The organism is Aeromonas sp. HMWF016, from assembly GCF_963878195.1.
GTDB lineage: Bacteria > Pseudomonadota > Gammaproteobacteria > Enterobacterales > Aeromonadaceae > Aeromonas > Aeromonas lacus.
Map to the genome: position 1 here is coordinate 18,326 of NZ_CAWNWX010000105.1, position 24,732 is coordinate 43,057.

20 protein-coding genes are annotated in these 24,732 nt (G+C 59.6%); 15 read left to right on the forward strand and 5 right to left on the reverse strand.

Annotated features, from left to right (window positions below; genetic code table 11):
* Position 1: 1 nt before the first annotated feature.
* The 12 genes from AACS24_RS17535 (at position 2) to accA (ending at position 15,262) form a co-directional block, all read left to right on the forward strand.
* Positions 2 to 859 (forward strand): phosphatidate cytidylyltransferase, encoded by an 858-nt coding sequence (locus AACS24_RS17535; RefSeq protein WP_041208079.1) that lies wholly within the window; start codon positions 2 to 4, stop codon positions 857 to 859.
* Complete coding sequence (gene ispC / locus AACS24_RS17540) at positions 859 to 2,055, forward strand: 1-deoxy-D-xylulose-5-phosphate reductoisomerase (protein ID WP_108570433.1); 1,197 nt, start codon at positions 859 to 861, stop codon at positions 2,053 to 2,055. Before AACS24_RS17535 ends, ispC begins: the two co-directional genes overlap by 1 nt.
* On the forward strand, positions 2,055 to 3,407 hold the full coding sequence (rseP, locus tag AACS24_RS17545) for a sigma E protease regulator RseP (protein WP_108570434.1): 1,353 nt from the start codon (positions 2,055 to 2,057) through the stop codon (positions 3,405 to 3,407). The genes ispC and rseP overlap by 1 nt, the downstream gene beginning before the upstream one ends.
* Positions 3,408 to 3,441: 34 nt before the next feature.
* Positions 3,442 to 5,982 (forward strand): outer membrane protein assembly factor BamA, encoded by a 2,541-nt coding sequence (gene bamA / locus AACS24_RS17550; protein ID WP_108570435.1) that lies wholly within the window; start codon positions 3,442 to 3,444, stop codon positions 5,980 to 5,982.
* Between the two features lie 149 nt (positions 5,983 to 6,131).
* Entirely contained in the window at positions 6,132 to 6,644 is a 513-nt protein-coding gene (locus AACS24_RS17555) for an OmpH family outer membrane protein (protein ID WP_033116088.1), read from the forward strand.
* A 3-nt stretch (positions 6,645 to 6,647) separates the two neighbouring features.
* Positions 6,648 to 7,667, forward strand: a complete 1,020-nt coding sequence (lpxD, locus tag AACS24_RS17560; protein ID WP_005343790.1) for a UDP-3-O-(3-hydroxymyristoyl)glucosamine N-acyltransferase — start codon at positions 6,648 to 6,650, stop codon at positions 7,665 to 7,667.
* 24 nt (positions 7,668 to 7,691) lie between these two features.
* Complete coding sequence (fabZ, locus tag AACS24_RS17565; RefSeq protein ID WP_005338559.1) at positions 7,692 to 8,153, forward strand: 3-hydroxyacyl-ACP dehydratase FabZ; 462 nt, start codon at positions 7,692 to 7,694, stop codon at positions 8,151 to 8,153.
* 5 nt (positions 8,154 to 8,158) lie between these two features.
* Positions 8,159 to 8,950 carry an acyl-ACP--UDP-N-acetylglucosamine O-acyltransferase gene (gene lpxA / locus AACS24_RS17570; protein ID WP_108570436.1) on the forward strand — a complete coding sequence of 264 codons (792 nt, stop codon included), beginning with the start codon at positions 8,159 to 8,161 and terminating at the stop codon, positions 8,948 to 8,950.
* A complete protein-coding gene (gene lpxB / locus AACS24_RS17575; RefSeq protein ID WP_108570437.1) occupies positions 8,943 to 10,082 on the forward strand; it encodes a lipid-A-disaccharide synthase in 1,140 nt (379 codons plus the stop codon). Before lpxA ends, lpxB begins: the two co-directional genes overlap by 8 nt.
* Before the next feature lie 75 nt (positions 10,083 to 10,157).
* Positions 10,158 to 10,748 (forward strand): ribonuclease HII, encoded by a 591-nt coding sequence (gene rnhB / locus AACS24_RS17580; RefSeq protein WP_108570438.1) that lies wholly within the window; start codon positions 10,158 to 10,160, stop codon positions 10,746 to 10,748.
* Between the two features lie 68 nt (positions 10,749 to 10,816).
* Positions 10,817 to 14,296, forward strand: a complete 3,480-nt coding sequence (dnaE, locus tag AACS24_RS17585) for a DNA polymerase III subunit alpha (protein WP_108570446.1) — start codon at positions 10,817 to 10,819, stop codon at positions 14,294 to 14,296.
* A 15-nt stretch (positions 14,297 to 14,311) separates the two neighbouring features.
* Complete coding sequence (gene accA / locus AACS24_RS17590; protein ID WP_108570439.1) at positions 14,312 to 15,262, forward strand: acetyl-CoA carboxylase carboxyl transferase subunit alpha; 951 nt, start codon at positions 14,312 to 14,314, stop codon at positions 15,260 to 15,262.
* Positions 15,263 to 15,411: 149 nt separating this feature from the next.
* On the opposite strand, the gene AACS24_RS17595 is transcribed toward accA, so the two are convergent.
* On the reverse strand, positions 15,412 to 15,594 hold the full coding sequence (locus tag AACS24_RS17595) for a DUF3545 family protein (protein ID WP_005338547.1): 183 nt from the start codon (positions 15,592 to 15,594) through the stop codon (positions 15,412 to 15,414).
* A gap of 159 nt (positions 15,595 to 15,753) precedes the next feature.
* Entirely contained in the window at positions 15,754 to 16,704 is a 951-nt protein-coding gene (gene tal / locus AACS24_RS17600) for a transaldolase (protein ID WP_033116083.1), read from the reverse strand.
* 711 nt (positions 16,705 to 17,415) lie between these two features.
* On the opposite strand from tal, the gene AACS24_RS17605 reads away from it, so the two are divergent.
* Complete coding sequence (locus AACS24_RS17605) at positions 17,416 to 18,846, forward strand: alanine/glycine:cation symporter family protein (RefSeq protein ID WP_033116082.1); 1,431 nt, start codon at positions 17,416 to 17,418, stop codon at positions 18,844 to 18,846.
* 73 nt (positions 18,847 to 18,919) lie between these two features.
* Here AACS24_RS17605 and AACS24_RS17610 read toward each other — a convergent pair whose 3' ends face one another.
* The 3 genes from AACS24_RS17610 to AACS24_RS17620 are packed head-to-tail and all read right to left on the reverse strand — an operon-like array spanning position 18,920 to position 22,777.
* Positions 18,920 to 20,890: a transglutaminase TgpA family protein gene (locus AACS24_RS17610; RefSeq protein ID WP_108570441.1), complete on the reverse strand. Its 1,971-nt coding sequence runs from the start codon at positions 20,888 to 20,890 to the stop codon at positions 18,920 to 18,922.
* On the reverse strand, positions 20,877 to 21,860 hold the full coding sequence (locus AACS24_RS17615) for a DUF58 domain-containing protein (RefSeq protein WP_108570442.1): 984 nt from the start codon (positions 21,858 to 21,860) through the stop codon (positions 20,877 to 20,879). Before AACS24_RS17615 ends, AACS24_RS17610 begins: the two co-directional genes overlap by 14 nt.
* A complete protein-coding gene (locus tag AACS24_RS17620; RefSeq protein WP_108570443.1) occupies positions 21,857 to 22,777 on the reverse strand; it encodes an AAA family ATPase in 921 nt (306 codons plus the stop codon). The genes AACS24_RS17615 and AACS24_RS17620 overlap by 4 nt, the downstream gene beginning before the upstream one ends.
* 212 nt (positions 22,778 to 22,989) lie before the next feature.
* Here AACS24_RS17620 and ampC point away from each other — a divergent pair, with 212 nt between their 5' ends.
* On the forward strand, positions 22,990 to 24,138 hold the full coding sequence (gene ampC / locus AACS24_RS17625) for an FOX/MOX family class C beta-lactamase (protein WP_108570444.1): 1,149 nt from the start codon (positions 22,990 to 22,992) through the stop codon (positions 24,136 to 24,138).
* A 293-nt stretch (positions 24,139 to 24,431) separates the two neighbouring features.
* Positions 24,432 to 24,732: MFS transporter (locus AACS24_RS17630; protein ID WP_146181406.1), on the forward strand; the 301-nt coding region annotated here is incomplete at its 3' end.

Consider the following 24,732-nt stretch of genomic DNA (forward strand, 5'->3'; position numbering starts at 1 on the left):
TTTGCTAAAACAACGAATTATTACTGCTTTGATGTTGATCCCCCTGGTATTAGGGGCGCTTTTCTTTCTGCCATTGAAGTTTTTTGCCCTGTTGGCTGCGCTGGTCTTTTTGCTGGCCAGCCGTGAATGGAGCGGCTTTGTCTCTGCCGCCCCGCAACAATGGTTACCCATCGTATTCTGCCTGCTGCTCGGGGCCAGCCTGTTCTGGCTGCCGGTGGAGCAGCTCTGGACTCCCCATCTGCACCCGCTGGTGATGGGCGTACTCTGGACTGCCGTCAGCTGGTGGCTGCTCGGCTTGCTGCTGGTGCTGCGTTATCCCCAAAGCGCCAAGCTGTGGAAAGAGTCGGTCTGGCTCAAGTCCCTGTTTGGTCTGGTGACTCTGGTTCCCTTCTTCTGGTCGCTGGTGGCTATCCGTGGTTACAACTTCTATCACGACCCCATGATGGGGGCCTGGATCCTGCTGTTCGTCATGGGACTGGTCTGGGCGGCAGATTCTGGCGCGTATTTTTTCGGCAAGGCGTTCGGCAAACACAAGCTGGCACCGGCCGTGAGCCCGGGGAAAACCATCGAAGGGATGTGTGGCGGCCTCTTTACTGCCAGCCTGCTGGCGGTGGGGGTGACCTGGTTCATGGGCTTCGTGCCCGCCAAGATGGGGATCGTGCTGTTCTGCTCGCTGCTGGCGGTGCTCGCCTCGGTGTTAGGCGATCTGACCGAGAGCATGTTCAAGCGTGAAGCCGGCATCAAGGATTCAGGTTCCCTGCTGCCGGGCCATGGCGGCATTCTCGACCGGATCGACAGCCTGACCGCCGCCCTGCCGGTGTTTCTGCTCAGTTATCTGCTACTCAGTCAGGAGTTTTGATGCACAAGTCACTGGTTATTCTGGGGGCCTCCGGCTCCATCGGTCAGAGTACCTTGAAAGTGCTGCGCCATAACCCGGGCAGTTGGCAAGTATTGGCGTTGACCGCCGCCCGCAACGTGGATGCCATGTTGCGGGATTGTCTCGAATTCTCCCCCCGTTTTGCCGTGATGGTCGATGAGGAGGCAGCCCGTGAGCTGGCTGCCCGTCTGCAAGCGCACGGCAGTGCGACCCGGGTCATGTCTGGTGCCGCCGCCCTGTGCGACGTAGCTGCTCACCCCGATGCTCACAGCGTGATGGCGGCCATCGTCGGTGCTGCCGGACTCGCGCCCACCATGGCTGCGGTACGTGCCGGCAAGCGCATTCTGCTGGCCAACAAGGAGGCGTTGGTGATGTCCGGTGCCTTCTTCATGGAGGCCGTGCGTGAGCATGGTGCCGAGTTGCTGCCCATCGACAGCGAACATAACGCCATCTTCCAGTGCCTGCCGACCGACGTGCAGCGCCAACCCGGTTTCTGCGATCTGGCGGCGGCGGGGATCAGCAAGATCCTGCTGACCGGTTCCGGTGGCCCGTTCCGTTATACCGAGGTCGACGAGCTGGCCCATGTCACGCCGGCGCAAGCGATCGCTCACCCCAACTGGTCGATGGGGGCCAAGATCTCGGTCGACTCCGCCACCATGATGAACAAGGGGCTGGAGTATATCGAGGCGCGCTGGCTGTTCAATGCGGCGCCGGAGCAGATCCAGGTGGTGATCCACCCGCAGTCGGTGATCCACTCCATGGTGCAGTACAAGGATGGTTCCGTGCTGGCCCAGCTCGGCAATCCCGATATGTGCACTCCTATCGCCCACGCGCTGGCCTATCCCAATCGCATCCCTTCCAGCGTGGAACCTTTGGATTTCTTCAGTGTCGGAGAGTTCAGCTTTATCCGGCCTGATTACGATCGCTATCCCTGCCTGGCGCTGGCCATCAATGCCTGCCACAAGGGACAGGCTGCGACCACTGCGCTCAATGCGGCCAATGAAGAGGCGGTTGCCGCCTTCCTGGCCGAGCGGATTGGCTTTATGGATATTGCCCGGATCAACGAGGCGGTTATGCTGGCGCTGGAGAGCAGTGCCGTGAGCTCCCTCGACGATCTGTTTGCCCTAGATGGCGTTGCGCGTGCTCGCGCTCGCCACCTGATTGAGGAGCTTGGCTGATGGGCGGTGTGTTGTGGAATATCGGCGCTTTTGTCGTTGCCCTTGGCCTGCTGGTCGCGGTGCACGAGTTTGGCCACTTCTGGGTTGCCCGCCGTTGCGGGGTAAAGGTTGAGCGTTTTTCCATCGGTTTTGGCAAGGCGATCTGGCGTCGCCTTGGCAAGGACGGCACCGAATACGTGCTGGCCCTGATCCCGCTGGGTGGCTACGTCAAGATGCTTGATGGCCGGGTGGATGAGCTCAAACCCGGTGACGAGCAGTATGCCTTCAACCACAAATCGGTATGGGCCCGGATGGCCATCGTTGCGGCTGGCCCCATGGCCAACTTCGTTTTTGCCCTGTTTGCCCTCTGGCTGATGTTCATGATCGGCGTGCCGGCGGTAAAACCGGTGATTGGCGAGGTGCGCCCTGCTTCCATCGTGGCCGAGGCGGGCATCCTGCCAGGCATGGAGATTGTCGGGGTCGGTGATGAGCAGACCGGCGACTGGGAGAGCGTTACTTATGCCCTGCTGAGCCATCTGGGCGATCAGTCGGTCACCCTCAAGGTGAAAGCCCCCCAGACCAGCTATGCCACCGACAAGAATCTGTCGCTGGATAGCTGGAAGTTTGATCCGGACCGGGAATCCCCGATCGGCAGCTTGGGGATCGTGCCCCTTGGTGGCAAGGTATTGCCAGTGGTGTCGGCCGTGGTAGCCAAGAGTGCCAGTGAAAAGGCGGGTTTGCAGGTTGGCGATCGCATCAAGCGGGTCGGTGAACAGGAGATCACCGAGTGGGCCCAGTTCGTCGAACTGGTACAGCACGCACCGGGTGCGCCGCTGCAGGTAGTGGTCGAGCGCAACAACCGCGACCTTGATGTGACCCTGACCCCGGATACCAGAAAGGTGCAGGGCAAACTGGTTGGTTTTGTCGGCCTCTCGCCGCAACTGGTTCCATTACCGGATGAATACCGAATTCTGTTACAGTATGGCCCTTTGCAGGCCCTGTGGCAGGGAGCCCAGAAGACCTGGAGCCTGATCACGCTCACCTTTGACATGATCGGCAAGCTGGTTGCTGGCATAGTGTCGCTGGATAACCTGAGCGGCCCCATCTCTATTGCCAAGGGGGCGGGCAGCAGTGCCGACTACGGTTTGGTCTATTTTCTCAGTTTTCTGGCGCTGATCAGCGTCAACCTGGGGATCATCAACCTGTTCCCCCTGCCGGTGCTCGATGGTGGCCATCTGGTCTATTTCCTTATCGAAGCGGTCACTGGCAAACCGGTGTCGGAGAGAATTCAGGAAGTGGGTTTCAGGATCGGTGCCGCCATTCTGATGTTATTGATGGGCATTGCGCTGTTTAACGATTTCGCTCGCCTCTGAGGCCAGAGCATCAACAAGGACACATAAGAACAAAATGGCTGTTAAAAAAGCATTGGTGTTGAGTTGCCTGCTGGGCGCCAGTTTCCTGGCCCAGGCGGCCCCTGCCTCTTTTGTGGTGCAAGATATCCAGGTCGAAGGTTTGCAACGGGTGACCCTGGGTGCGGCACTGTTGAACCTGCCGATCCGGGTTGGCGACTCTGTCGACTCCGTCGCATTGGCGAATGCCATCAAGAAGCTCTACTCCTCGGGCAACTTCGAGGATGTGAAGGTCTATCGCGATGGTCAGGTGCTGCAGGTTATGGTCAAGGAGCGTCCGACCATCTCCAGCATCGAGTTCTCCGGCAATAAGGATATCAAAGAGGAGCAGCTGACCCAGAGTCTGGAGTCCTCCGGCATCCGTGTCGGCGACCCGCTGGATCGCACCGTGCTTACCTCCCTCGAGAAAGGGCTGGAAGATTTCTACTATGGCGTGGGCAAGTACTCCGCCAAGGTCAAAGCCATTGTCACTCCGCTGCCGCGCAACCGGGTCGACCTGAAGTTCACCTTCGTCGAAGGTCAGGCCGCCAAGATCCAGCAGATCAACATCGTCGGCAACAGCGTCTTCCCGGAAGACAAGCTGATCGCCCAGCTCTCCCTGCGTGACGAGGTGCCCTGGTGGAACTTCACCGCGGATCAGCGCTATCAGAAGCAGAAGCTGGCCGGTGATATCGAAACCCTGCGCTCCTACTACATGGACCGCGGTTATATCCGCTTCCAGCAGGAGTCCACTCAGGTCTCCATGACCCCGGACAAGAAGGGCGTCTACGTCACCCTCAACATCAAGGAAGGGGATCAGTACAAGGTCTCCGGCGTCCAGCTCAAGGGCGACCTGATCGACCGCGGCGGCGAGATGAAGGGGCTGATCCCGATCGAAGCGGGCAGCACCTACTCTGCGAGCCAGGTTACCCACACTGAAGAGGTGCTCTCCAAGTTCCTCGGTCGTTATGGTTACGCCTATCCGAAAGTGGTCACTTTCCCGCAGATCAACGACAAGACCAAGGAAGTCGAGCTCATCGTCAACGTTGAGCCGGGTCCGCGCGTCTACGTGCGCAACATCAACTTCACCGGCAACGCCACCACCGAAGATCAGGTGCTGCGCCGCGAGATGCGCCAGATGGAGGGCACCTGGCTCTCCTCCGACAACATCGAGCAGTCCAAGAGCCGCCTCAACCGCCTGGGTTACTTCGAGAGCGTGGAAGTGGATACCAAGCGGGTACCGGGCAACGAGGATCTGGTCGATCTCGACTTCAAGGTCAAAGAGCAGCCAGCCGGCTCCATCAACGCGGGTGTGGGTTACGGTACCGAATCGGGCCTGAGTCTGCAGGCCGGTATCTCCCAGGACAACTTCATGGGAACCGGCAAGCGGGTTGCCATCAACGCCAGTACCAACGACTACTCCAAGAACGTTGATCTGAGCTATAACGACCCCTACTTCACCGTCGATGGCGTCAGCCTGGGTGGCCGGGTCTACTACAACCAGTTCCGCGCCGATGATGCGGATATCGTTGATTACGAAAACGAAACCATCGGTTTCCGTCTCTCAAGCGGCTTCCCGGTCAACGAGTTCAACCGTCTCGACTTCAGTACCGGTGTTGAAAGCACCAAGCTGAGCCGTCCGTCATTTAATGCCCAGAACTATCAGGAGTGTCTGAAAGACAACCCGGATACCAATGGCAACACCTACTGCTGGGATCAATGGAACGACAATCGCCAGTCGGTGCAGATGGATCAGTTCTGGAACCTCTATTCGCAGGATGGCTCCAACCTCGACTTCGTGACTGTCGACCTGACTGCAGGCTGGACCCGCTCCACCCTCAACAAGGGGATGTTCCCGACTGCCGGTGATCGCCAGCGGGTCAACGCCAAGGTGACTGTGCCGGGCATGGAGCTGCAGTACTACAAGCTCTCCGCCGAAGATGCCCACTACTTCCCGCTCGATGCGGATCACAACTGGGTAATGATCGGTAAGGGGCGCGTCTCCTACGGCAATGGCTATGGCAATGACTCCATGCTCCCCTTCTTCGAAAACTACTACGCTGGTGGTTTCGATACGGTGCGTGGCTTCAAGAGCAATACCATTGGTCCCAAGGCGATCTACAAGGTCTATAACAAGCCAACTGTTGCTGGACAAAGTCCGACCTGTCAGACAAATGCTGACGGTTCTTGCTTGTACGAAGGTTCCGACACCTCGGTCGGTGGCAACGCGCTGGCTGTGGCCTCGTTCGAACTGGTCTTCCCGACTCCGTTCGTCTCCGAGACCTACCGTCCGCAGATCCGCTCTACCGCCTTTATCGATGCCGGTACTGTCTGGAGCACCGATTTTGCCAATGGAGCCTACCCCTGCTCCGCCGGGGCAGATTGCAACTACTTGAGCCAGGACTACTCCAGCCCGGGCAACATCCGGGTCTCTGCCGGTGTCTCCCTGCAGTGGCTCTCGCCCATGGGCCCGCTGGTATTCGCACTGGCCAAGCCGATCAAGAAATATGAGGGTGACCGTACCGAGTTCTTCTCGTTCAACATCGGCCGTACCTTCTGATGAGTGTTTCACCCCCACCCATGCGGTGGGGGGATTCAATGATGGGACGCGCAGCTTGCGTGCCTCACCAGGTAACAAGACGGTGTCAATGCCGCTTGCATAATCGGGTAAATCAGGTAGCCCTCGCCATGAGGGAACAAGGAGTAAGTGTGAATAAAGCGTTGAAAGTAGCTGGTTTGAGCTTTGCACTGATGGCTGCCGGCATGGGTTCTGCCTTCGCTGAGACCAAGATTGCCGTGGTCGATATGGGCGAAGTTTTCCAAAAGCTGCCCCAGCGTGAAGCCGTTGCCGCCAAGCTGAAAGGCGAATTCGAGCCGCGCATGCGCGAGCTGCAGAAGCTGGAACAGGAAGGCCAGAAGCTGGTCGAGAAGTTCCGCAAGGATGAAGCCTTCATGAGCGCCGAGCAGAAGAAGCAGAGCCAGGAGAAGCTGGCCAAGCTGCAGATGGAGTTCAACCAGAAGCGTCAGGCATTCGAGCAGGACAACGGCCGTCGTCAGTCTGAAGAGCGCAACAAGATCCTGACCAAGGTGCAAGCTGCCATCGACTCCATCGCCAAGAGCAATGGTTACGATCTGGTGCTGGAGCGTAACGCCGCCCCGTATGCCGCCAGCAAGCTGGACATCTCCGGCCAGGTTATTTCTCAGGTAAGCAAGAGCAACTAATTGATGGCATTTACTCTCGCACAGCTGGCCCAGCAACTGGGGGCCCAGGTCCATGGCGACGGAACCCTGGAAATCCGCAAGGTAGCGACACTGGAAAAGGCCGGGGAGGGTGAGATTACCTTCCTGTCCAACAAGAAGTACCGCTCTTATCTGGAGCAGAGCAAGGCGACTGCCGTGCTTATTACAGAGGCGGATCTCCCTTTCTGTCCCACCAATGCGCTGGTGCTCAAGGATCCCTACGTGGGTTTTGCCCGGGTAGCCCAACTGCTGGACACCACCCCGCAGCCGGCCATGGATATCCATCCGAGTGCCGTCATCGCGGCCGACGTCCAGCTGGGCGAGAGAGTGGCCATCGGTGCCAATGCAGTGATCGAATCCGGCGTTGTGCTGGGTGACGATGTCCGCATTGGCCCGGGTTGTTTCGTTGGCAAGAATACCCGGCTGGGAGCTCGCTCTCGGCTGTGGGCCAACGTCACCCTCTATCACAATGTGACCATGGGTACCGACTGTCTGGTTCAATCCGGTACAGTGATCGGTGCCGATGGTTTCGGTTATGCCAACGAGCGTGGCGAGTGGATCAAGATCCCCCAGCTCGGCGGCGTGACCATTGGCAACCGGGTCGAGATCGGTGCTTGCACCACCATCGACCGCGGTGCGCTGGAAGATACCCGCATCGCTGACAACGTCATCATCGACAACCAGTGCCAGATCGCCCACAACGTCGAGATCGGCTACGGCACCGCCGTGGCGGGCTCCACCGTGATGGCAGGTAGTCTCAAGGTCGGCAAATACTGTATCATTGGCGGCGCTTCCGTCTTTAACGGGCATATGGAGATCTGCGACCAGGCCACCGTCACCGGTATGGCCATGGTGATGCGACCCATTACCGAGCCCGGTGTCTACTCTTCCGGCATCCCTCTGCAAACTAATAAAGAGTGGCGCAAGACCGCCGCCCGGGTGATGCGTATCGAAGAGATGCACAAGCGGTTAAGCAAGCTTGAGAAGAAGCTGGATCAAGAATAATCACGATTGGTATAGGGTACTGTTTTGACTACTGAAAAGAAGAGCCTGGGCATCCAGGAAATCATGGATCTGCTGCCCCACCGTTATCCGTTTCTGATGGTGGATCGTGTAGACGACTACGAGATCAGCGATGAGCGCAAAACCCTGCGCGCCATCAAGAACGTCTCCTTCAACGAGCCGATCTTCCAGGGGCACTTTCCGGCCAAGCCGGTGTTTCCGGGCGTACTGATCCTGGAAGCGATGGCGCAGGCCACCGGTATCCTGGCCTTTACCATGGTGGGCAAGCCGTCCCCCAATGAACTCTATTACTTTGCCTCAATCGACAACGCTCGCTTCAAGCGTCCGGTCGGCCCCGGTGACCAGCTGGTGCTCGATGTGGAGTTCCTGAAAGAGCGTCGCGGTATTGCCAAGTTCACCGGTGTCGCCACCGTCGACGGTGAAGTGGTCTGTACCGCCGAGCTGATGTGCGCCAAACGCGAGGTTTAACACACGTGATCGACCAGACTGCCACCATTCACGATACTGCTATCGTCCATGAGTCTGCCGTGATCGGTAAAGGGGTTGAAATCGGCCCCTTTTCTGTCATCGGCGCCGAGGTAGAAATCGGCGACAATACCTGGGTGGGCTCCCACGTGGTGATCAAGGGGCCGACCAAGATTGGTCGTGGCAACAAGATCTTCCAGCACACCTCCATCGGTGAGGATTGCCAGGACAAGAAGTACGCCGGCGAACGCACCTTCCTCGAGATTGGCGACAACAACGTCTTTCGCGAGAACTGCACTGTACACCGTGGCACCATTCAGGATCAGAGCCTGACCAAGGTGGGTAGCGGTAACCTGTTCATGGTCAACGTTCACGTTGCCCACGACTGCATCATCGGTGACAACTGCATTTTCGCCAACAACGCGACCCTGGCGGGCCACGTGGTGATCGGCGATTTCGTGATCTTCGGTGGTCTCTCTGCCATTCACCAGTTCGGCCGCGTTGGCTCCCACGCCTTCGTCGGTGGCTGCGCCGCCCTGAACAAGGATGTGCCGCCCTACGTGATGGCCGCCGGCAACTACGCCAAGCCGTTCGGAGTCAACTCCGAAGGTCTGCGTCGCCGCGGTTTCAGCGCGGAGGCCATCTCTGCCGTCAAGCGTGCCTACAAAGAGATCTTCCGCTCCGGCAAGACCATCGAAGAGGTGCTGCCGGTGCTGATCGAGATGGCGCAAACCGAACCGGCCGTCCAGCTCTATGTGGACTTCCTCAAAGACAACGAGCGCGGGATCATCCGTGCCTGATCCGGTTCGTATCGGTATCGTCGCCGGAGAGGTCTCCGGCGATATTCTGGCTGCCGGTCTGGTGCGCGAGCTGCAAGTCCGCTACCCGGACGCGCAGTTTGAAGGGATCGCCGGGCCGCGCATGCAGGCCCTCGGCGTCAAGGCCCTGTTCGAGATGGAAGAGCTCTCCGTCATGGGGATCACCGAGGTGCTGGGGCGTCTGCCGCGCATCCTCAAGGTTCGTCGCGAACTGCTGCGCCACTTTATTGCCAATCCGCCCGATATCTTCATCGGCGTGGATGCACCGGATTTCAATATCGGGGTGGAGCTGAAACTGCGCCGCGCCGGTATCAAGACGGTTCACTATGTCAGTCCCTCGGTGTGGGCATGGCGTCAGAACCGCATTCACAAGATCAAGGCCGCCACCGACATGGTGCTCGCCTTCCTGCCGTTCGAGAAAGCTTTCTACGACCGTTTCGAGGCCCCTTGCCGTTTTGTCGGCCACACCATGGCGGATGACATTGCGCTGGTGCCGGATCAGGCTGCGGTGCGCCGCAAGCTGGGCATTGATGCCAATCGCCGCTGGCTGGCGGTGCTGCCGGGTAGTCGCACCGCAGAAGTGGGCTTTATGTCCCCCCTGTTTCTCGAGGCGTGCAAGCACCTGACCGTGCGCTATCCGGATCTCGGTTTTATCGTGCCGCTGGTCAACGAAAAACGCCGTGAGCAGTTTATGGCCATCAAGGCCGAGCTGGCCCCCACGCTCGATATGGTGCTGCTCGATGGCCAGGGCCGCGAGGCGATGATCGCCGCCGACGTGGTGATGCTGGCTTCCGGCACGGCGGCGCTCGAAGCCATGCTGGTGAAAAAGCCGATGGTGGTGGGCTACAAGCTCAAGCCGTTCAGCTACTGGCTGGCCCAGCGGCTGGTGAAGACCGAATTTGTCTCCCTGCCCAACCTGCTCGCCGGTCGCATGCTGGTGCCGGAGTTGATCCAGCACGAATGCACCCCGGAGAATCTGGTGGAAGAGGTGAGCAAGTATTTCGAGCACGACAACAGTGCGCTGGTCAACACTTTCACCGAGCTCCATCAACTCATTCGCTGCAACGCCGATCTGCAGGCTGCCGAGGCGGTAGCAGAGCTGCTCGGCAGATAGTGCCCGGGCGGCCGCAGGGGCTGTGCCAACGCGACGTCAGGCCCTGCGGGGCCTGTTTTGATTCAAGGCTACAAGATGATGATCGATATTCCTGACGACAAGCTGGTTGCCGGTGTGGACGAAGTGGGCCGTGGCCCCCTGGTGGGGGATGTGGTCACTGCCGCGGTCATTCTCGACCCGGCCAATCCGATTGCGGGGTTGGCGGACTCCAAAAAACTCTCCGAGAAGAAGCGCCTCGCCCTGTTTGACGAGATCAGGGAGAAGGCGCTGGCCTTCGCCATCGGCCGGGCCACACCGGAGGAGATCGACGAGCTCAACATCCTGCACGCCACCATGCTGGCGATGCAGCGTGCCGTGGCGGGGCTGAAGGTGACGCCCGAGCTGGTCTTTATCGATGGCAACCGCTGCCCGGCTCTGCCGATGGAGGCGCGCGCCGTGGTCAAGGGCGATAGTCTGGTGGCCGCCATCAGCGCCGCCTCGATCCTCGCCAAGGTGACCCGTGATACGGAGATGACCGAGCTGGACAGCCGTCATCCCGAGTACGGTTTTGTCCGCCACAAGGGTTATCCGACTGCGGAGCACCTCGCCATTCTGGCCGAGCGCGGCCCGCTGCCCGAATATCGCAAAAGCTTCAAGCCGGTGCGCCGCGCACTGGGGCTCGAATAATCCATGCGGATCTGTCTGAACGATTTCTGCCTTGGCTGGTTCTGCTTGCGTAATGAGAGGGCATGACGATGGCTGACCCCCGTTTTATCCATTTGCGAGTCCACACCGACTTCTCCATGGTGGATGGACTGCAGAAGATCAACCCGATCGTCGGAGCTGCCGCGGCCGATAATATGCCGGCGATTGCCCTGACCGACCAGATGAACATGTGCGGTCTGGTGCGCTTCTATGGTGCCGCCCACGGCAAGGGGATCAAACCCATCGTCGGGGCCGACTTCTGGGTGCAGAGCGAGGAGCTCGGTGACGAGCAGTTCCGCCTCACCCTGCTTGCCATGGACAACGAGGGCTACCAGAACATCACTCTGCTCATCTCCCGCGGTTATCAGCGCGGCCATGTGCAGGGGCGTCCGGTCATCGACAAGGCCTGGCTTGCCGAACACGCCAAGGGGGTGATCGTGCTCTCCGGCGGGCGCGAGGGGGATGTTGGCAAGTTCCTGCTCAAGGGCAACCGCCAGATGACCGAGCAGTGCGTCGCCTTCTATCAGACCCACTTCCCCGATGCCTATTACCTCGAGCTGCTGCGCACCGGCCGCTCCGACGAGGAAGTCTATCTGCACATGGCGGTGGCGATTGCCACCGAGTTCGCGCTGCCGGTAGTGGCGACCAACGAGGTGGTGTTCCTCAACGCCGATGACTTCGACGCCCACGAGATCCGGGTCGCCATCCACGATGGCTATACCCTGATGGACAAGCGCCGTCCCCGTCGCTATAGCCCGCAGCAGTATCTGCGCAGCCAGGAGGAGATGTGCGAGCTGTTTGCCGACATCCCGGAAGCGCTGGAGAACACGGTGGAGATCGCCAAGCGCTGCAACGTGACGGTGCGTCTCGGCGAATACTTCCTGCCCAACTTCCCGACCGGCGATATGACCACCGAAGATTTTCTGGTGGCCAAATCGAAAGAGGGTCTGGAGGAGCGTCTCGAGTTCCTGTTTCCGGATCCGGCTGTGCGGGCCGAGCGCCGTCCCGAGTATGACGAGCGTCTCGACATCGAGTTGAAAGTGATCAACCAGATGGGCTTCCCGGGTTACTTCCTCATCGTGATGGAGTTTATCCAGTGGTCCAAGGATAACGGCATCCCCGTTGGCCCGGGCCGGGGTTCGGGTGCGGGTTCTCTGGTGGCCTACGCTCTCAAGATCACCGACCTCGACCCGCTGGAATTTGACCTGCTGTTCGAACGTTTCTTGAACCCGGAGCGGGTATCCATGCCCGACTTCGACGTCGACTTCTGTATGGACCGGCGCGACGAGGTGATCGAGCACGTCTCCGACATGTATGGTCGGGAGGCGGTGTCGCAGATCATCACCTTCGGCAGCATGGCGGCCAAGGCGGTGGTGCGGGATGTGGGCCGTGTACTGGGTCACGCCTATGGCTTTGTCGATCGTATTTCCAAGCTGATCCCGCCGGATCCGGGCATGACGCTCGCCAAGGCGTTTGAGGCCGAGCCCAAGCTGCCCGAGCTCTACGAGCAGGATGAGGAGGTCAAAGACCTCATCGACATGGCTCGCCGGCTGGAGGGGGTGGTGCGCAACGCCGGTAAACACGCCGGTGGCGTGGTGATCGCGCCCACCAAGATCACCGACTTTGCACCGCTCTACTGTGATGACGAGGGGGCACACCCGGTCACCCAGTTCGACAAGAACGACGTGGAATACGCCGGTCTGGTGAAGTTCGACTTCCTGGGTCTGCGAACGCTCACCATCATCGACTGGGCGCTCGGCATGATTAACCCGCGTCTTGCCAAAGAGGGCAAGCCGCCGGTCGACATCGCCGCCATCCCCATTGATGACAAGCGCTCGTTCGACCTGCTGCAGCGCTACGAGACCACAGCGGTATTCCAGCTTGAATCCCGCGGTATGAAGGACCTCATCAAGCGGCTGCAGCCCGACTGTTTCGAAGACATGATCGCACTGGTGGCGCTGTTCCGTCCGGGCCCGCTCCAGTCAGGCATGGTGGATAACTTCATCGACCGTAAACACGGTAATGAAGCCATCTCCTATCCGGACGAAAAGTGGCAGCACGAGAGCCTGAAACCGATTCTGGAACCCACCTACGGCATCATCCTCTATCAGGAGCAGGTGATGCAGATTGCCCAGACCCTGGCGGGCTACACGCTCGGTGGCGCGGACATGCTGCGCCGGGCGATGGGTAAGAAAAAGCCCGAGGAGATGGCCAAGCAGCGGGCCGGTTTCGAAGAGGGCGCCATCAAGAATGGCGTCGACGGCGAACTGGCGATGAAGATCTTCGATCTGGTGGAGAAGTTTGCGGGCTACGGCTTCAACAAGTCGCACTCCGCTGCCTATGCGCTGGTCTCCTACCAGACCCTCTGGCTCAAGACCCACTTCCCGGCCGAGTTCATGGCGGCGGTCATGACCGCCGATATGGACAACACCGACAAGATCGTGACCCTGGTGGACGAGTGCCAGCGGATGGGGCTGACCGTGATCCCGCCGGACGTGAACACCGGCCGCTATCGCTTCAGCGTCAATGAAGACGGTCACATCGTCTACGGTATCGGCGCGGTGAAAGGGGTCGGTGAAGGCCCCATCGACGCGATTCTGGACGCGCGGGATCGGGACGGCCCGTTCCGCGATCTGTTCGACTTCTGCAACCGGGTCGACATCAAGAAGCTCAACAAGCGGGTGATGGAGAAGCTTATTCTCTCCGGCGCCATGGATCGGCTCGGCCCCCACCGCGCCGCCCTGATGGCGACCCTGGAGGAGGCGATGCGCGCCGCCGAGCAGCACGCCAAGGCGCAGGCGGTGGGGCAGGTCGACATGTTCGGCGTGCTCACCGAGGAGATTGACGACGTCAAGAAGGCGTTCGCCAATGTGCCGCACTGGCCTGACAAGGTGTGGCTGGAAGGGGAGCGCGAGACCCTCGGGCTCTATCTCACCGGTCACCCTATCAACCAGTACAGCGGCGAACTGCGTCGTTATACCTCGGGTCGCCTGTGCGACCTGCATCCTACTTCCCGCGATACGGTAACCACGGCGGCAGGGCTGGTGATTGCCGCCCGCAGCATGGTGACCAAGCGCGGCAACAAGATGGGGATCTTCACTTTGGACGACCGCTCCGGCCGTCTGGATGTGACACTTTTCAGCGAAGCGCTGGAAAAGTACGAAGAGTTGATGCAAAAAGACCGTATTTTGGTGGTTTCTGGACAGGTCAGCTTTGATGACTTCTCCGGTGGCCTTAAAATGTCGGCCCGTGAATTACTGGATATCAACGATGCGAGGGAGCGTTTTGCCAGAGCAATTCGCATCTCCCTTGATGAACAGCGTATCGATGATCGCTTTTTTCCGCGTTTGTGCGAGATTTTGGAGCCCGCCCGTGCCGGAGTCTGTCCGGTTCAGGTAAACTATCGTCGCCCCGGTTCCCGGGTGCGATTGACGCTCGGTACCGAGTGGCGGGTGACGCCCACCGATCAACTGTTAGATGACTTGCGCGTCCTGCTTGGGCGAGAGCGGGTCGAGTTGGTTTTTGATTAGAGGTTCTAAGGCCCTATGAGTCTTTTTCTGGATTTTGAACAGCCGATTGCCGAGTTGCAGGCGCAGATTGATGAACTCAAGCATGTGAGTGAAGGCAATCGTGCCGTGGATCTTAAAGACGAGATCCATCGGCTGGAGAAGAAAAACGAAGAGCTGACCAAGAAGATCTTCGGTGATCTGGGTGCCTGGCAGGTATCCCAGATGGCGCGTCATCCCCAGCGCCCCTACACCCTCGACTACCTCGAGCACATCTTCACCGATTTTGACGAGCTGGCTGGCGATCGCGCCTATGCCGACGACAAGGCCATCGTGGGCGGTATCGCCCGTCTCGACGGCGAGCCGGTGATGGTGATTGGTCACCAGAAGGGTCGCGAGACCAAGGAGAAGATCAAGCGCAACTTCGGCATGCCGCGCCCGGAAGGGTACCGCAAGGCCCTGCGCCTGATGGAGATGGCCGAGCGCTTCAAGATGCCGATCATCACCTTTATCGACACTCCGGGCGCCTACCCGGGCGTGGGTGCCGAGGAGCGTGGCCAGTCCGAAGCGATTGCCCGCAACCTGAAGGTGATGGCCGGGCTGACCGTGCCGGTAGTCTGCACCGTGATCGGTGAAGGCGGCTCCGGTGGCGCACTGGCTATCGGTGTGGGTGACCGCGTCAACATGCTGCAGTACTCCACCTACTCCGTCATCTCGCCGGAAGGGTGTGCTTCCATTCTGTGGAAGAGTGCCGACAAGGCCTCCGTGGCGGCCGATGCGATGGGCATCACTGCCCAGCGTCTGAAAGAGCTCAAGCTCATCGACTCCATCGTTGAGGAGCCGCTTGGCGGCGCTCACCGCGATGTCGCCAAGATGGCCAAAAGCCTCAAGGCGCGCATCAAGCAGGATCTGGATGCCCTGCGTCCGCTCGATAGCGAGCAGCTGCTGGAGCAGCGTTACCAGCGTCTGCTGGGCTACGGCTACTGCTAAGTCCGCTGGCTCTGCATCAAGCCCCCGTCGATACGGGGGCTTTTGTTTTATGGCCCCTAACAAGCTGCCAGGTGTGCTTCTGAGCGCTGGTTGGAGGCAACAAAAAAGCGCCCCGGGTGAGCGGGGCGCTTTTACCAAGATTGACTCGATTACAGCTCAATCTCGTCGGTCAGACCTTCATAGGCGATATCGATTGATTGCAGCTCCTTCTGCAGGCGGTGTTTGTCTTTCAACGCCTCAATCTCGCGCCATTTGCGTTTTTTTCCCGTTGTCCCGCGGCTACGTGAACCGAGCTCAACTACCTCGTCATAATCGAAGTTGAACATTTCCATGGCTCCCTCCTTGGTTTTTATCGTTTTCACCATCCGTATAACATAACGAGGTTGAAAATAAAACGTTTTCGTTACAGCTCTATGACCGTGCTAAAAGTCGGGTACAAAAAAACCGGGCTCCCCTGAGGGAGCCCGGTTTTTAGTAGAAAAATTAATCGATTACAGGCGACCAGCCAGCATGGTTTCCAGCTTGCCCTGGTCGATGGCAAACATGCGGATACCTTCGCCAAGCTTCTCGTGAGCCATGGCGTCCTGGTTCAGCTCCCAGCGGAATTCGGCCTCGGTCATCGGGGTCGGTTTGGCTTTGCGCTCGCCGGTGTAGTCCAGCTTGCGTACCACGGCGCCTTCAGCCTTGCTCAACTCTTCCAGCAGGGCCGGGCCAATGGTCAGGCGGTCGCAGCCAGCCAGTTCCAGGATCTCGCCGGTGTTGCGGAAGCTGGCGCCCATGACCACAGTCGGGTAGTCGTGCTGCTTGTAGTAGTTGTAGATGGAGGTAACGGAGACCACGCCCGGATCTTCACTGGCAGTGTAATCACGGCCATTTTTGGCCTTGTACCAGTCGAGGATGCGACCCACGAACGGGGAGATCAGGAAGGCACCGGCTTCGGCACAGGCGCGGGCCTGGGCGAAGGAGAACAGCAGGGTCAGGTTGCACTGGATACCCTCTTTCTCCAGCACTTCGGCGGCACGGATCCCTTCCCAGGTGGAGGCCAGTTTGATCAGGATGCGGTCGTTGCTGATACCGGCTTCGTTGTAGAGACGGATCAGTTTGCGGGCCTTGGCGATGCTGGCGTCGGTATCGAAGGAGAGACGGGCATCCACTTCGGTGGAGATACGGCCCGGAACGATCTTCAGCACTTCCAGACCGATGTTGACTGCCAGCTTGTCGCCCGCGTCGATGATTTGCTGTGCCTTGTCCTGGCTCTGGGATTTGGCCCACTTGATGGCGTCTTCGATCAGCGGTGCGTACTCGGGGATCTCGGAGGCTTTCAGAACCAGAGAGGGGTTGGTGGTGGCATCGATGGGCTGATAGCGTTTGATCGCTTCGATATCGCCGGTGTCGGCAACAACAGTGGTCAGGGCTTTCAGCTGGGTTAATTTATCGGCCATAGCGAGTGTCATCTCTTAATGAGGGAGTAATCCCTGGGTTGCGGGCTTGAGACGGTGGTTCTGAAATAAAATTACAGGATCTTGATGCCTCAGGCTCAGAAAAGCGCGACGGGTATGACCCATCGTCATTGCCTGCCTAATTAATACTTATGTGGTGCTTCCTGCAATAGGGGCACTTGGCTGTTAAATATTCAGGCTGTTGAGATATTCCGTTTTAATGCAAAAAAGCCACTGATTAATAAGGTTTTTTTGTATTTTTGGCAGAGTGTTTCCGGTTTGCGGCCAAGCCATTTTTTTTAGCCAATATTCATATTTGCGTGGCCGATCACATAAATTCTTGAGTTGCATACTTGAAATTTTCTTACAGCGAAAACGTTTTGCGAAATATCCCCTCTTGAAAGCCGTTTCATGCAAGCGTTTGCCTGTTTCTGACGGAGGGAAATAGGCCGGCAGAAAAATACTCCTATGGAGCTATATTCGCGTTTGTCTGATTAAATTATTGGATTTGTTGAAAGTTTGCGATTTAAATGGAGCTTTAGTGGCGTTTTCCGTTCGTTTTTTGTGTCCAGAGTGATCGGGATCACTATTCCGGGCTCTTCCGCTGTGCTAGATTCCGCCCCTTTAGCGACACGATAATTAAACAACAGACAGAAAGCGGCCTGTGTACGCAGATTTGCACTGGCCATGGATGTGAATAACAACGAGAGAATTATGGACACCTTGATTGCGATGCTAAACGACCTGATGTGGGGAGCCGTGCTCATCTACCTGCTCATCGGGGTCGGTATCTTCTTCACCTTCCGCCTGGGTTTTATCCAGATCCGCCACTTCGGCCACATGTTCTCCGTGCTGAAAAACAGCCGCAAATCGGACAACGCCGGCATCTCCTCCTTCCAGGCACTCTGCACCAGCCTCGCAGCCCGGGTCGGCACCGGCAATCTGGCCGGTGTGGCCGTCGCCATCTATCTGGGTGGCCCCGGCGCCATCTTCTGGATGTGGCTGATCGCCTTTATCGGTATGTCGACCGCCTTCGTCGAAAGCACTCTGGCCCAGCTCTACAAGGTCAAGGATGAGGATGGCAACTACCGTGGCGGTCCTGCCTACTACATGGAGAAGGGGCTTGGCATGCGCTGGATGGGGGTGCTCTTTTCGCTCTGCCTCATCCTGGCGTTTGGTCTGGTCTTCAACGCGGTGCAGGCCAACTCCATCAGTCTGGCGATGAAGGTGGCCTTCGGTATTCCTGACTGGGTCAGCGGTCTGGCGCTGGTGCTGCTCTCCGGCCTCATCATCTTCGGCGGCATTCGCGGCATCGCCCGTTTTGCCGAGCTGGTGGTGCCCTTTATGGCGTTGGCCTACATCCTGCTGGCGTTGGTCATCGTGGCCATGAACATCAGCGAGCTGCCCCACGTGATGATGCTGATCTTCAAATCCGCCTTCGGCATTGAACAGGCGGGTTCGGGAGCGCTCGGCTATGCCATCTCCCAGGCGATGATCAACGGCATCAAGCGCGGTCTCTTCTCCAACGAGGCGGGCATGGGCTCGGCTCCCAACGCAGCAGCCACTGCCACCCCCTATCCGCCGCACCCGGCCTCACAGGGTTATGTGCAGATGCTGGGGGTCTTTATGGACACCATCATCATCTGCACCTGTACCGCAGCTATCATCCTGATGTCAGGTCAGTTTGAGCCGGGCTCCGGTGTGACCGGGGTGGAGCTGACCCAGCGTGCGCTCTCCTCCCAGATTGGTCATGGCGGCAATATCTTCATTGCGGCGGCCATCTTCTTCTTCGCCTTCACCTCCATCGTTGCGAACTACTCCTATGCCGAGACCAACCTGGTGTTCCTCGAGCACAACCACAAGGGCGGCCTGATGCTGTTCCGGATGTTTGTGCTGGGGATGGTGATGTTCGGCTCGGTAGGAGAGTTGCCGACTGTCTGGGCGATGGCGGATGTCTCCATGGGGCTGATGGCCATCGTCAACCTGGTGGCCATCCTGCTGCTCTCCGGCGTCGCCATCAAGCTGGCGAAGGATTACAACGACCAGCTCAGGCTGGGCAAGGTGCCTACCTTTGATGCCAACAAGTACCCCGAGATCCGCTCCCAGCTGGAAGAGGGTATTTGGGATAATCCTGTCAAAAAGTAATCCGTGTTGCATGATGTGAAAGAGAGGGGAGCCGGTGGCTCCCCTCTCTGCTTTTATGCCTTGTGTGATGCGCTTATGGCTGGCGATCCCAGCTCTGGCAAATCTGGTGCACTCGCCGTTTCAGCTGTCGCTGGCAGCGTCTCTGCTGATGGGCTGTGAGCGGCCCGTAACGCCAGCGCCGGTAGATCCAGGCCGCCTGCAGCAAGGGGCGGGATAGAGCAGGGCGCAGCGTTGCCAGTCGTTCACACCACTGGCCCAGCGTCTCGCCTGCTTGCACTGTGCAACCGGCCTCGTTTCCCCGACGCAGCAGTGGCTGCCAGATCCGCAGGGTTGCGGGTTCACGGGCAGGCCAGAGGAGCGGCAGGCTGACCATCAGAGCGACCAGCAGCAAACTGAGCAGGATAAGCCAGGGGATCTGCCCGGCCAGCAATGGCCAGTGCAGCGCAACCTGTTGCCAGAGCTGGCCGGCATCGTGTCCCAATACCCAGCGGCTCCACTGGTAGTCGAGATTGTTGCTCCACCAACGCAACTGGTTGAGCAGGGCCCAGCTGCGATAGCGCTGCAAAGAGAGGGGGTCGGCAGCGGCAAACTGCTCGCCGAGCGCCTGTGCCATATTGCCTTCTATCCGCTCCGGTGCGACGGCTGCGGTCGGGTCGATGCGCTGCCAATGCTGCTGCCGGTCGAGATACTCCACCCAGGCGTGGGCATCGAACTGGCGGACTGCCAGATAGCTGCCCTGCGGATTCCACTCGCCACCGAGATAGCCGGTCACCAGTCGTGCCGGAATACCGGCTGCCCGCAGCACAAAGGCAGTTGCCATGGCGTAGTGGCCACAAAATCCCCGCCGGGTATCGAACAGAAAATCGTCCACCCCATCCGGGCCAAGCCGCGGCGGTGTCAGAGTATAGGTGTAAGGCTGGCTGCGAAATCGGGTCATCAGGGCCCCGACCAGCGCGCTCGGTTCGGGATAACGGTTGGCAAGCTCCCGGGCATAGGCCCGCGCCTGCGGGTTGCCCTTGGCAGGTAGCTGGAGGTTGCGCTGCCGTTCACGCTCTGTCGCGTCGGGGAGCGTCGCTGTGCTTGCCCGATAGCGGATGGCCAGATCGTTGCTCCCCTGTCGGTAGAGGGTTGCGATCGGAGTGGTTTGTACCGGCCCCACCACCACGCGGGGCGCCGTCATGGCGAAGGCCCAGCGATGGCGCTGTGGCTCTGCGAGCACTTCATAGCTTCCCGCAGGCAGCGGGCTATCTGATAGCGTGGATGTCACGTTCAGCAAGGGGACTGTTTGCTGCCATCTTTTCACCTCGGTGCTCAGTTGCCAGCGCCGTCCGTCAAAATACTCCTGCCGCATGACCGGAAAGTAGCGCTCGTACTGCGGCGGCGGGTCATCGGCAAAGGTGACGCGAAACACCAGCTCGGAGGAGCTGACCAGCTCGTTGATGTCGCCGGGGGCAACCTCTTCCGAGAGGCCCGTCAGGGCTCGGCTTGCGGTGGGCATCTGCCAGAGCGGTGGCAACCTTGGCAGCACGATAAAGAGGGTCAGCAGCAGGGGAAGGGCGAGCAGCAGGGCGCCGCCCGCGCTGCACCATGGACGCTTCTGCTGCGGGGCTGCGGCATTGACCAGTGCAGTGACCGCCAGCCAGAGCGAGAGTGCCAGCAACAGCGCCCAGCCGATGCTCTGGCGCTGCACCAGTGCCAGCGCAATCAGAAAGAAGGCGAGCAGCAGCACCTGCTCGACATCCCGATCGCGCCGGACCTCGATGAGCTTGAGGCTGTAGCCGAGCCAGAGCAGGTTGACCAGCGCGGGCAGGGTGCCCAATCCTCGCCACTGCAGCAGGAGCATCAGCAAACAGCCGATGGCCAGTATCGCCAGCACTCGTGCTGGTGGAGGACGCCAGCCGCGCCACAGCATCATGGCGCGGGTAAACAGGGTGATGGCGCCCACCGCCATGACCCATAGCTGTAGCTGGGGCCAGAGTGCGGCAATGAGCAGCTGCTGTTGCAGGGCGATAAGGGGCAGCAGACGCCGGTTATCGAGCAACATCCGTTCTGCCCTCGTCTGCCGGGTTATCCAGTTGCGCCAGTGCCAGCAGGCAGCGCTGTACAAATGCGGGGCCGCTATCAGGCCCCAACGTCTCCCGGGCCAGCGTCAGGGAGAAGGGAAGCCCCTGTTTGCCATAGTCGCAGCACCACCAGGCAAGTACCGCCAGCCGCTGCTCCAGATTGCCACCTGCTACCCGCGACAGGCTGAGATGGCGGCCAGCCTGATGCGGTTCACAGAACTGCTTGCTCAGCAGGCCGCGCCCCTGTGCCAGTTGCTTCCAGGCGATCCGGCTCATGGCTTCGCCCTGTTGGTGGGCCCGCAAGGTATCAAAGTCGCCAATGGCGGCTGGCAACATATCCCCCTGCTGCTCATCGGCCGTGGTCCTCTCACCCTCCTGCAGCGGGCCATAGACAGCCTTGGGGTAGACCCATCCCTCCAGTTGCAGATCCGGCAACGACCAGCAGCGAAAGAGGCCGAGGGGATAGCGGCTCTCGACTTTAAGCCGGCCAAGGGGGAGGCGACCGCGGCGCAGACCCGTGACCGGCAACAGCAGGTCGAGGGGCGTGGAGTCTATCTCGGCCTGCCAGTGCGGGTTATCGCCCAGAGTGAACTGAACGCCGTAGATCGGGCGCGGGCTTTGTACCCGTATTCTGATGGGGAGCTGGCTGCCCGCCTCGCCGGTGGCGGTGGGCCCGCCCATCAAGGCCAGACCCAGCAGGTTGCGATGGGTGAGCCACATGGCCGTCATAAACAGGCTGCCGAGGCAGTAGGCGACCAGCAGTACCAGATTGTTCTGGTAGTTGGTGCCGAGTAGATAGATGGCGAGCAGTACCAGCAGATAGAGCAACCCCATGCGGGTGGGCAGGATGAAGAGGCTGCGCGGCCCCAGCGTGATCTGGCGCGCCGGAGGGATGCGGCGATCAAGCCAGCGCAACTGCCAGCGATCCCTTAGCTGGCGCCAGCCAGTCATGGCCGTTCCGGATCGACGCTGGCCAGCAGCCGCTGGCTCAGGGGGCAGGCTTCGCCGTGCTGCACGCCAAAACTGCCCCGCAACCGGTGTTCCGCCACATAGGGAAAGACCGCCTGCACATCTTCCACCGTGACGAAGCGTCGTCCCGCCGCCAGCGCCCAGGCCCGGCTCACCGCCAGCAGGGTTTGGGCCGCTCTGGGGGAGAGGGGCTGCGGCAGCTCGCCATCAAAACGGCTCTGCTGTACCAGTGCCAGCAGGTAGTCGAGGGTGGCATCCGAGAGGTGAATGGCCTCGGCTTCGGCTTGCAACAGGGCCAGGATATTTGCGTCCAGCAGGCAGGGGAGGGGCTGGCTCTGCTGCTGGCCGCGCAGCAGTCTGCGCTCCGCCTCGCGAGGGGGGAAACCGAGTGAAAGCCGCACGGCAAAACGGTCGAGCTGGGATTCGGGCAGGGGATAGGTGCCCGCCTGATCGGCCGGGTTCTGGTTGGCGATGACGAAAAATGGAGTGGGGAGGGGATGGGTATGCCCCTCGATGCTTACCTTCTGCTCGGCCATCGCCTCCAGCAGCGCGCTCTGCACCTTGGGGCTGGCGCGGTTGATCTCGTCGGCCAGCAGCACCTGGGTGAAGATGGGGCCGGGGTGAAAGGTGAAGTGCTGCTGGCGGGGATCAAAGATCTGCAGGCCCAGCAAATCGGCAGGTAGCAGATCGGCGGTAAACTGCATCCGGCGGCAGCTCAGTCCCAATACCTGTGCCAGCGCCTGAGCCAGAGTGGTCTTGCCCATGCCGGGCAGATCCTCGATCAGCAGGTGGCCACGGGCCAGCAGGGTGACCAGTGCAACCTTGAGCTGCAGCGGTTTACCCAGAATCACCTGTTCCAGCGCTGTCAGCACCGCCGTGATCTGTTCCTGTGATTTCACTATTCCTCCCGCTTTCGGCTTGCCCGTATCTTGCTTCTCTCTTTTGGCACCTACAGCTTATACGCCAGTCGCTCTGGGCGGGCTCAGTACGCCGTAAAACCATTGAAATGGCCCGTTTTTTCAATGACTTCACACCGACTTCACAGTTGTTCACGCTCAGCTCACCAAGCGTCCTTATGATGCACTTCTCAACTCACCACAAGACAGATGTCATGAAACAACCAACAACTCTTTCGCGGTTGGCGCTGGGTTCCCTGCTGATCTCGTCATTCGCTTCTGCCACGCAGGATGTTCCGCTCGCTACCATCGTGGACGGCACCATTCAACCCGTGCTCAAGGAGTACCGGATCCCGGGAATGGCGGTTGCCGTACTGAAAGATGGCAAGACCCACTATTTCAACTATGGCGTTGCCAACCGGGAGAGCGGTCAGCGCGTCAGCGAGCAGACCCTGTTTGAAATCGGCTCGGTCAGTAAGACCCTGACCGCGACCCTCGGTGCCTACGCCGTGGTGAAAGGGGGCTTCAAGCTGGATGACAAGGTGAGCCAGCACGCATCCTGGCTAAAAGGGTCTGCCTTTGATGACGTGACCATGGCCGATCTTGCGACCTACAGCGCAGGGGGCTTGCCACTGCAGTTCCCTGATGCGGTCGACTCGACAGAGAAGATGCGAGCCTACTACCGCCAGTGGGCGCCGCTTTTCGCCGCCGGTACCCAACGGGAGTACTCCAACCCCAGCATAGGTCTGTTCGGCTATCTGGCTGCGAGCTCTCTGGGCCAACCCTTCGAGCAACTGATGAGCCAGACTCTGTTGCCGGGGCTCGGCCTTGCCCACACCTACCTCAAGGTGCCTGCGGCAGCCATGGGCGATTACGCCTACGGCTATGCCAAAGAGGAGAAACCGATCCGGGTCAATCCGGGAGTGCTGGCGGACGAGGCCTATGGCATCAAGACCAGCTCGGCGGATTTCATCAAGTTTGTCGAGGCCAACATGACCAAGCGGGGTGATGCCGCCATGCAGCAGGCCATTGCCATGACTCATACCGGTTTCTTCTCGATAGGAGAGATGACTCAGGGGCTGGGCTGGGAGAGTTATGCCTATCCGGTGACCGAACAGGTGCTGCTGGCGGGGAACTCGCCGGCGGTGAGCTACAAGGCCAATCCGGTGGAACGCTTTGCCGCGCCCAAAGATATGGGGGAACAGCGACTCTACAACAAGACGGGATCGACCAACGGCTTTGGCGCCTATGTCGCCTTTGTCCCGGCCAAGGGTATTGGCATCGTCATGCTGGCCAACCGCAACTATCCCAACGATGTCCGGGTCAAGGCGGCCTACGCCATTCTGAGCAAGCTGGCCGACTAATCACGGGCGTAGCGTTTTACTGAAAGCAAGTGCGCCGGGATTGTCCGGTGCACTTTTATTGCGTTTATTTTTACTCAGCTCACGGTGCTCTTCTGCCTGGCGGCTTGTCCATCCAGTTGCCTTAATCGCACATAGGCAGAAACAATATTTCCATTTTGGAATGTATCGATCGCCATCTCTTCACTAGGTGTGGTGGTAGCCCCCCCCTATAGTGCCCCGCATATTCACCCGCTTGCCTGCTGTTTGCCGCGCTTTTGGCAGAACAGGGGCCAGACTTCTGTTACGGAGCCTCCATGAGAACTTTTCTGCTGTGCGCCTTTCTGATGATCATCCTCTATCCGGTCGGCATCGATCTCTATCTGGTCGCCGTCCCCCGGATTGCCGAGAGCCTGCAGGCGAACGAGGCTCAGATCCACACCGCTTTCTCCATCTATCTCTTCGGCATGGCAGCGACAGTCCTGTTGGGAGGCATGATTGCCGATCGTTATGGCCGTCGCCCCGTGGTATTGGGTGGCGCCATCATCTTTCTTGCCGCCTCGCTGGTGGCGGCCCATTCAGCCGATGTCACCCAGTTTTATCTGGGGCGATTCTGGC

Coding starts and splice junctions, on each gene's coding strand:
- ispC (WP_108570433.1), top strand. CDS start 859: ATGCACAAGTCACTGGTTATTCTGGGGGCCTCCGGCTCCATCGGTCAG.
- rseP (WP_108570434.1), top strand. CDS start 2,055: ATGGGCGGTGTGTTGTGGAATATCGGCGCTTTTGTCGTTGCCCTTGGC.
- bamA (WP_108570435.1), top strand. CDS start 3,442: ATGGCTGTTAAAAAAGCATTGGTGTTGAGTTGCCTGCTGGGCGCCAGT.
- lpxD (WP_005343790.1), top strand. CDS start 6,648: ATGGCATTTACTCTCGCACAGCTGGCCCAGCAACTGGGGGCCCAGGTC.
- rnhB (WP_108570438.1), top strand. CDS start 10,158: ATGATGATCGATATTCCTGACGACAAGCTGGTTGCCGGTGTGGACGAA.
- dnaE (WP_108570446.1), top strand. CDS start 10,817: ATGGCTGACCCCCGTTTTATCCATTTGCGAGTCCACACCGACTTCTCC.
- accA (WP_108570439.1), top strand. CDS start 14,312: ATGAGTCTTTTTCTGGATTTTGAACAGCCGATTGCCGAGTTGCAGGCG.
- AACS24_RS17595 (WP_005338547.1), bottom strand. CDS start 15,594: ATGGAAATGTTCAACTTCGATTATGACGAGGTAGTTGAGCTCGGTTCA.
- tal (WP_033116083.1), bottom strand. CDS start 16,704: ATGGCCGATAAATTAACCCAGCTGAAAGCCCTGACCACTGTTGTTGCC.
- AACS24_RS17605 (WP_033116082.1), top strand. CDS start 17,416: ATGGACACCTTGATTGCGATGCTAAACGACCTGATGTGGGGAGCCGTG.
- AACS24_RS17610 (WP_108570441.1), bottom strand. CDS start 20,890: ATGTTGCTCGATAACCGGCGTCTGCTGCCCCTTATCGCCCTGCAACAG.
- AACS24_RS17615 (WP_108570442.1), bottom strand. CDS start 21,860: ATGACTGGCTGGCGCCAGCTAAGGGATCGCTGGCAGTTGCGCTGGCTT.
- ampC (WP_108570444.1), top strand. CDS start 22,990: ATGAAACAACCAACAACTCTTTCGCGGTTGGCGCTGGGTTCCCTGCTG.